An 8992-nucleotide genomic window follows, 5' to 3' on the forward strand; every position below is an offset into this window, starting at 1 on the left:
TTAGAGGTTTATCCTCATAAAAAACGAGATTAAGTAGTCATTCTTAAATTTCATAATTATATTTATCAGGTAATAAGAATGTTACTTGACATCCAGTTTCTCCACTTGGTAAAGATATATTATGTATGGAAACGTCAATAGCTTCTTTGTTTTTCATATTCAGAATCTGGATAGTCTGCATAATAACTTTCATACCAGTACCGGTACCTCGATGCGAACTATTCGGACGATATCCTCCACCATTATCTGTTATCCTAATGCAGGTACTATTTTCTTGACGAGATACCGTTATCCATAAATTCCGTTCCCCTTCTTTGTCTCTCAAAGCATGCTTCACTGCGTTTTCAACAGGAATTTGTATTAACATGGAGGGTAATAGTGTCCTGTCAGGATAAACATTCTCTCCTATCTCGATCACTAAATAGAAAGCTGAACCTAGTGAACGGCGCTCCAAATCAATATAAGTCTTTACAAAATCCAGTTCTTCGGTAAGCGTGACACACAGTTGTTCCGCTAGTTCCAGATTGCGACGCATCAGTTTAACCAAAGATGACAGTTCGTACTGCTCCTCATTTTTTCGCCCCGCCATTTCTTGATTGAGAACATTAAATATAAAATGAGGAGACAGACGGTTACGGATATTCTCCAAACGAAGTGTTGAAACAGTACGCCGATTCTTGGCAAGCAGCAAAGCACGTTTCTTCTTACTATACATATAAACAAAGACAACAGTCAGAAAAGTTATAATAAAAAGCGCAATCCATAGTGTCCTGGTTTGTTGTAGTTCAAGCACTTCATTTTCTTTCTTTTGGATAAAAACATTCTGTGCCATCACTGTGGAGTCTTGTTGGTAGCGCAAAGCAAGATCGGCAGTTCGCATTTTAACACGCTCATTACGAATGGAGTCATCCAGTTGATTATTCTCTTTCATATAGAAATAAGCTTGCTTATAATCACCCGCCTCTTCATGGAATTGTTGAAGGTATTTATTACGGATATGCACCATATCAGGATCAATATCCCGAGGAGTAACGCTCTTTGCCAGTAAACGACGTGCTTTGGAAAGGTCTTTTTGTAACAAAGCCAGCTCTATATTTTGTGTATCAATGTAATATAAGGCAGTGGTCACTCCCATTTCTTCGAAGAAAAGTTTGCATTTATCAATACATTGGGCGGCAGAATCCCCTTCATTCGACTGGAGATAACAATCTGCCAAATTCAGTCTGCTCAGATTCTGTTCAAAGCTCATATCAGGGTATCCTTTTGTTAAGTCGAGCACTTTTTTAAAGTACCCCATTGCCGCCTGATAATCTTCGCGATAATAGTAAGAAGTTCCCCTATTGTTCAAATAAATATATTTCTCGTATGGCAGCATTTCTGCAAAACTCTTAGCAGCAAGATTGTAGTAATAATCACATTGCTCAAAATCACGCATAGTGACATAGATTTGTGCCAGCCCGTAATAAATAGGAGGTTTCTTTGCCGAGGTCAGATTCAGAGAATCGCATAGCAATAATGCCCTTCGATACCAAGCAGCTCCCACATCCAGTTTTCCCAGTCGATTATTGGCATCAGCCAGATTCATCAGAATATCCGGTACAACTTCCATATTTGTACCCTGCATCCTTTGCTCGTATGCTTTCCTGAAATTAACTTCCGCAGAATCCAAATATCCGGTCCGCGCAAATATATTTCCTTTCATATTGAAACATTCCGACGTCAAATCGGCATCTCGTTCTGACGCAGGTTGTTTCTTTATAAAATTTTCTATCTGGCGGATAACAATCCTTGCCGAATCTAGTTCCGAGGTAATCAGATAGGTTTTCAAAGTCATAGACAAGTAGCGATACTTCACCAGACTATCTTTTACTTCTTTCACTTTTTGAAAAGCCTCTGCCCTCACCTTGCGGGGAGCAAGGGCAACTGAATCACCATTCGCACGGTAGAAAGCTTCGAAAGCTTGAGCTTCGGATATATCCGTTTCTCTCTTCTGACAATAGGTGCAGGTAATCAGAATTATAAGAACAATTGCTATCTTTTTCATATCCCGCTTCCTTTCAAATAAACTACTGTCCGTCCACTGCCATATTTGCGTACGACGCCTTCTTCTGCAAATTTATTCAGGTCAGCTACAGCTTGCTGTTTGGTTTTTCCGGTCAATACTTCATAATCTGCGCGAGTTATGCAACCATATTTATCTAAATGTTGTTGCAACCGTTTACGTCTTTCCTCTACAGACAAGGAAGAATGGGATATATACGGAGATGCCTTTCTTTCTAATGCCATCGTAACAAAGCGTTTACGTAGCTTACTGCTTATGCGCAGATTCATATTTTGAAACTTTATGGAAGGAGAACGTATATCTTTAGGATCTTGCACATAATGGTCACATTTCAAAGACACGGAAAAGAAACCCAGTTCGCCTACCTCTACAATCCAACCATCTTCCAACCAACGTTGCAACTCGTCTGTGATGGCTTGCAGGGTTCCGTCCAGTATAGCCTGACTGAAACCTGTAGCATTATGTACTATCTCAAAAAACTTATCCGCAGTGATCGTTCCCTTAGGCAAGATACGGGCATGCAGTTTCTTTTTGTCTTCTTCGCCCGAAGGATCGGGCGTTTGGTATAAATCATAGTATGCACTCATGGATATTTAAGGTATATAGTGGCAATATTAAGTTAATAACTTGGGACTTATAAATAGTAAAGTAGGACTTTTACTTCGTATAACAGTTGTCTACTTTTCGTATGACGTATGTCTTATTTTCGTATGACATATATCATACGAAAAGTAGACAATTGTTATACGAAGTATTATCGCTGACAAAGGTAGTTAAATTCAGGGAATTAGGGAATAAAAGTGGGGGAAATAGAACCAAAAGTTTATAATTCGTTCCTAATTTATTTATGGAAGTTAAATTCAGCAGAATAGTTCGCTATTTCAGCCCAATAACACATAAATACAGTTCTATAGCAATTTATTAGAATTAGTATATTTCTTTTTTACAGGAAAATAACTTATTTTTGTAGGAATGATTATTACTCCCGGCTTTTTCTTTTGATTAACAACTACTAATACTTATAGAAATGATACGACCTATCGAATACATCCATCCCGAAGATGAAGCTGCCAGAAGAAATATGGAAGCTATTCCCGGTTTTGCTGCAGCAATGAAACTGTTCATGCGCTACTACAGTGAGCAATTATTTCACGGGCTTAATATGGCCAATAAAATCAGGCTTTCGTCCAAACAATTGCCTAAAATTTATGAGAAACTCCCTCCTATTTGCAAAAAGCTAAGTATTAAAGAGCCGGAGTTTTATCTGGAAATGAGCCCTTTCCCTAATGCATACGCTATGGGAGATACACGCACTATGATAACAGTCACTTCCGGATTATTAGAATATCTTACAGATGAAGAAGTTTCTGCCGTTATTGCACATGAATGCGGACATATTGCCTGCCGCCACATGCTGTATTACACTATGGCGCAACTACTTCTTCAAAACATCAACAATATGGGGCTTTTGGGAGATGCCATCACGCCCATATTCTGGGCATTGCAGTATTGGAGCAGAAGAAGTGAGCTATCGGCAGATAGAGCCGGAGCTGTAGCTCTTGGCAGTATCGAAAGAATGGTAGAAGTACAAATTCGTTTGGCTGGTGGTCCTGCAAGCATTACAAAAGACGTAAATATTGACGAATTTGTAAAACAGGCAGATTATTACGATACTTTGCAAGATAATAATTGGGATAAATTCCTTCAGAATTGGTCTATCCTAGAATCCAGTCACCCTTATGCCGCCATTCGGGTAAGAGAGATTTTAAAATGGGGGAAAACCGAACAATGGCACAGAATAAAAGATATTGTTCAGTTGGAAGAAAAAGGATTGATCTGTCCTAATTGCAACAAAGCAGTAGAAGAATCATGGATCTATTGCAAAGAGTGCGGGTATAAATTGAAATAAGTATAATCCTAAATAAATAGAACAAGTATGTTTTTCGATGAAAATGGAATGTTACGTTTAGACGAAGCGGTTGCAGAGCGACCCACATTCAAAAAAATTATGGAAGACCAAGTAGTAACAGATGCCGAATTGGAAGAGCAGGCAAACCTAGTAGTATCTATACTGAAACGTATAGAAGAAACATTTCCGCCGGAACAATTGAAACAAGTGGAAGAATTACTAGCGGAAACCAGTGTTTTGTATGCCGCCAACCAATATAAGGAGTTACAAGAGTTACGTCACTAATTAATTGTTTATCATCATGGGAACATTTAAATCTACCAAGACATTTTTCGCATCGCCGGCATTAATACCGACTATCGCACAAGATATCAGTACCATTTTCTCCAATGAAGGCTATCAGGTACAATCGGACAATCTGCTAAGCGGCGGATATGATATATCCATTACCAAAGGCGGAGTATTCAAAGCTGTATTAGGCATGAAAACTGCTTTAAAAGTAGAGATCCTGCCCAGCGGGAATTACATTCAGATTAATGCCGGTATCGGAATCTTTGGCCAGCAAGCTATTCCTGCCGTCATATCCATGTTTTTCTTCTGGCCGGTACTTATTACACAAATATCAGGCATGATCTCACAGGCTAAAATGGATGATCGGGTAATGGAAATAGCCGGTGATACAATTGCACGTGAAAGTTATCAGAATGGTGGTAATTCGGGTGGAAAAGCAAAAGGCAAATTCTGTACAAAATGCGGGAAGGAGAATGTGGCGGATGCGGTATTTTGCTGTGGATGCGGGAATAAGCTGTAAATTGAAATGAAACAAGATTACGAATATTATGCCTTTATCAGCTATAGTTGGGATGATAAGAAATGGGCTAAATGGCTTCAACGAAAATTAGAATCCTATCGCCTTCCAAGTATAGTAAGAAAGCAGTATCCTGATATTCCTAAGAAACTCAAGATATTCAGGGATGGGACGGATATACGTATAGGTACTTCCCTACAACAGATTCTTCATGAGGAACTGGAAAAGTCGAAGTATCTGATTGTCGTATGTTCGCCTCATTCTGCTCAATCCGATTGGGTAGGTAAAGAAATTGAAGAGTTTATTGCAATGGGCAAAAAGGAACAGATAATCTTGTTTATTATTGATGGTATTCCTTACAGTAATCATATCCAAACAGAATGTTGCCATTCTGTAATCAAAAAACATTTTCCAGAAATTCTGGGAGCTAATATACATGAAGAGGGAAATGAAAATGTACTAATAAAACGAGAGAAAGCATTTATCAGAGTAATAGCTGGGATGCTAAATCTGAGTTTTGATAGTCTTTGGAACCGATACCGTCGTAACTTCATACAAAAAGTAATTTCATATGGTATTCTTGCTCTTAGTCTTATTTTTGCACTGGTGTTGATATGGTTCATTAATCAACCATTTGATGCACAGGTAAAAGTATATGAAACAACTGACCATAATGCAAACCTACCGTTCGAAGGTGGCAATATTACTCTTATTATTGAAAAAGAAACTATTATGCATTCTATCACTGATTATAAACAAACTGTATATTTCAATAATATTGCTGGTAAATATAGGAAACATAATTACCACATTCTTTTTACAATGCCTGGATATGAAAATATAGATACAGTAATGCAATTACTTCCTAATATGAATATAAATATTAGAAGAAATAATGCATATAGTAAAGTAAGAGGCTATATAAAGAATCTAAAAACAGACAAAGTTCTTGAAGATGTAACGGTATACATTGAAAATCAGACAACAAAAACAAACAAAAATGGCTATTTTGAATTATGTATTCCAGTTGCCTTACAAAAAAGGAGATATAAAACTATTCTAAAATGGAAAAACAAGACATACCAAATTCCAAGAGATACATATCCGACATTGAATGATGAAATAAGAATAAACACCTTATATATTGAATAGTTATGCACAGAATAATTTGCTTAAATTTATTAATATCATTTTCTCTAAGTTTATTTGCTCAGTATCAGCAAGAAGCCGTTAGACAACATGGATTTGTACGTACTATTACTTATAGTAAACAGCATAAAAATCAACCTATTAAAGGAGTAAGGATTAAAGCAGAAGTAGAGACAGAAAGTGATGAAAACGGTAATTTTCTTTTAAGTATCGCCTATAACAAAAATAATACATTTACATTCGACTATATAATAAAAACAGGATACACACTTGTCGCCCCTCAACTTCAAAGTGCAATTCCTTTAAATAGCAAAACAAAAACAGAAATCATCTTGGCCAGGAATGAAGATTTGTATGAAGAACGACTACGGATAGAAGAAACAATTCGAAATCAGAAACAAAAAGAAATTAATGAGTATCTTAAAACGATTCATCAGAAAGATTCAATTCTATCACAATTGATAGATAAGAATAAGCATTACCGAATTTTACTAAATGAACGTGATAGTATTTATACTGCATACCTAAAATTCTCTGCACAATATTACCAATCTGATAAGCTGATCCAGAAGGAAGCCGAAGAATTAGCTCGTACAGATTATCAATCTTTAGATTCCATAGAGCTAAAAAGCATTGAACTTCGTAAAGCCGGGAAAGGAAGGGAATTAGTAGAATTAAACAAAATATTCTTACCACAATATGAAGATAAAATTATAAATAAGATTACGGACAACATTAATCTTTTGGAAGGGAATATTAACACTTTAGAAATTGCATTACAAAAAGAAAAAACAAAATTCAAAAGACAAAAGGAGTATCGCAATTTTCTGATTAAACGCTACAAAAATATTGCAGACGGTTTTGCATTACAATATATTAACGATTCTGTTACCACTTATCTAAAAAAACGAGTAATTTTAGACCCCGATAATTATGATTATTCCATAAGCTATGCTGATTGGTTGTGCAATAACACTTCTAATTTTAAGGAAGCTATAAATACATATACATGTTTATTAACAAAAACAAAACTAGTTACAGAGCATTTAAGTAAACAACACATCATAGAACTTTATGATAAGCTAGCATATTGCTACTACTTAGACAAAAATAATTCAACATCTTTATCTTATTACAATAAAGTATTACATGAATTGAAAAGTAACTCTACATTACCTTATATAAATATCATTATTACCTATAGTAATATTGGAAATGTTTTGCACAGCAGTGGAGACTATACAAAAGCGCTGGAATACTTTGATAAAGCTTCAGAAATATCAGAGAATATTCTTAAAAAAAAGATTCAAGAAAAAGAATATCAATACACTCCACAACAAAATGCAAAGCTATCAATCATTGAAAATAAGCAAATCATTGAAATGAAACACAATGAAAATAACAGAATATTTACAGGTAGTAATATAAGTGCCGTCTATTTTAAGCAAGCACTAAAAGACTCTATACACTTATATAAAGTATGGGGCAATCAAGAAATAAAAATTGATAGCATAAGAGTTACTGATAACAACTTGAAAATTGCAAATATTTGCGGAATTTTAGCATCAATTTATCAGTTACAGGAAAGAGAGGTATTAGATCTGTATAAGTATGTATTAACAATAAAAAAAAGATATTTAGGTACTGATCATCTTGATATAGCCATTTTATTGGATAATATAGGAAAAGAACTTTATACATTAAAAAAATATGATGAAGCTTTACAATATTACACTGAATCTTTACAAATAAAAAAGAAAAAATTAGGAACTTTCCATTCCAATATCGCAGCAACATATGATGACATAGGTTCAGTTTATTCTATGCAAGGGAACTATACAGAAGCGCTGAAGAACTATTCAATGGCATTAAAAATACGCGAGAACTTTTTAGATACTATGAATATAGAAAATGCTTTTACATATAATGATATAGGAAATATTTATTATAAAAACAACAACATTATAGATGCTATAGAGTATTACAAAAAGTCAATACAAATTTGTAGTTCCAAATTGAAAAACAACCCTAATACTATAGCGGTTTATGAAAATATAGCAAATGCTTATCTCAAGTTAGGAGGATATGAAAAAGCAATAAATTACTATTGTGATGCTCTTGGAACCGTAGGTGATAATTTAAAAGATTCTCCTTTATATACCATCACTACAAGCAAAGATTTCTTAAATACTTTAGAGCAAATCAGTAATAAAATAAGGAACAATTCATTCAAACAAATTCCTATACAAGAAAACATAATTTTCACTTTAACACTACAAAGAAAAGACAATACAGTTTATGACAACAACATATATTATATACTCAAATATAAAGATTGGGATTGTGAAAGTGAGAATAGTTTATTCCCCTATATAGCTACCACCACTGACGAATTTCAGGATATACTTTTAATGTTAAATGGGGAAATTATTGAAAATTTGCCAAATGATAAAAATATAAAGTATGGTATTGATATCCGATCTATATCAGAAAACGAAAAGCAACAAATAATAAGCACTTATAGACAACAGAAAAATGATAATAGCCTATAATATTTTCATCAGCTACCGTCGTGATGGAGCTTTTGAAACCGCCAGTCTCATAGCCGAGAAACTGCGAAACGCTGGTTACAAAGTCTTCCTGGATGTAGAATCGTTGCGTTCGGGCAAGTTCAATGAGCAATTGTATGCGGTTATTGAGCAGTGCACGGACTTTATATTAATACTTCCTAAAGATGGGCTGGAGCGGTGTGCCAATGAAGGGGACTGGCTGCGTCTGGAAGTGCTTTGTGCCATGCAACATAACAAAAACATTATTCCCGTGATGTTGAACGGGTTTACATGGCCACAAGTAATGCCGGAAGAGCTGAAAGGATTGAATGAATATCAAAGCATTGCAGCCGGGGGACATGAATATTTCGATGCATCTATCGACCGCTTAAAACGTTATTTGAAAAGTAAACCCAACTCTTGGAGTACAAAGAAAATAAGATGGATAGCAATAATCGCTATTGCTGTTTGCGTTTGTATCGGAGCACTATATTATGGTTTCAGAACGAGTGCCA

At 35.3% G+C, this 8992-nt stretch carries 8 protein-coding genes; 6 read left to right on the top strand and 2 right to left on the bottom strand.

The window, feature by feature from the left end; all coding sequences use genetic code 11:
- Positions 1 to 43: 43 nt before the first annotated feature.
- Both Q1W14_RS12010 and Q1W14_RS12015 read right to left on the bottom strand, forming a co-directional pair.
- Positions 44 to 2044: a histidine kinase gene (locus Q1W14_RS12010; protein WP_300701749.1), complete on the bottom strand. Its 2001-nt coding sequence runs from the start codon at positions 2042 to 2044 to the stop codon at positions 44 to 46.
- Positions 2041 to 2649: a DNA-binding protein gene (locus Q1W14_RS12015; protein ID WP_300701750.1), complete on the bottom strand. Its 609-nt coding sequence runs from the start codon at positions 2647 to 2649 to the stop codon at positions 2041 to 2043. Before Q1W14_RS12015 ends, Q1W14_RS12010 begins: the two co-directional genes overlap by 4 nt.
- A gap of 440 nt (positions 2650 to 3089) precedes the next feature.
- Here Q1W14_RS12015 and Q1W14_RS12020 point away from each other — a divergent pair, with 440 nt between their 5' ends.
- The 6 genes from Q1W14_RS12020 to Q1W14_RS12045 all read left to right on the top strand — a co-directional run.
- A complete protein-coding gene (locus Q1W14_RS12020; protein WP_300701751.1) occupies positions 3090 to 3971 on the top strand; it encodes a M48 family metallopeptidase in 882 nt (293 codons plus the stop codon).
- A gap of 99 nt (positions 3972 to 4070) precedes the next feature.
- Complete coding sequence (locus tag Q1W14_RS12025; protein WP_300701752.1) at positions 4071 to 4256, top strand: hypothetical protein; 186 nt, start codon at positions 4071 to 4073, stop codon at positions 4254 to 4256.
- A gap of 16 nt (positions 4257 to 4272) precedes the next feature.
- Positions 4273 to 4782 (top strand): zinc ribbon domain-containing protein, encoded by a 510-nt coding sequence (locus Q1W14_RS12030; RefSeq protein ID WP_300701753.1) that lies wholly within the window; start codon positions 4273 to 4275, stop codon positions 4780 to 4782.
- A 6-nt stretch (positions 4783 to 4788) separates the two neighbouring features.
- Positions 4789 to 5931 (top strand): toll/interleukin-1 receptor domain-containing protein, encoded by a 1143-nt coding sequence (locus tag Q1W14_RS12035; protein ID WP_300701754.1) that lies wholly within the window; start codon positions 4789 to 4791, stop codon positions 5929 to 5931.
- 2 nt (positions 5932 to 5933) lie between these two features.
- Complete coding sequence (locus Q1W14_RS12040) at positions 5934 to 8480, top strand: tetratricopeptide repeat protein (RefSeq protein ID WP_300701755.1); 2547 nt, start codon at positions 5934 to 5936, stop codon at positions 8478 to 8480.
- Positions 8464 to 8992 (top strand): toll/interleukin-1 receptor domain-containing protein (locus Q1W14_RS12045; protein ID WP_300701756.1); only part of this gene is annotated, 529 nt, incomplete at its 3' end. The genes Q1W14_RS12040 and Q1W14_RS12045, both read left to right, overlap by 17 nt.

It is taken from the genome of Bacteroides sp., assembly GCF_030151085.1.
In the GTDB taxonomy this organism is placed as follows: domain Bacteria; phylum Bacteroidota; class Bacteroidia; order Bacteroidales; family Bacteroidaceae; genus Bacteroides.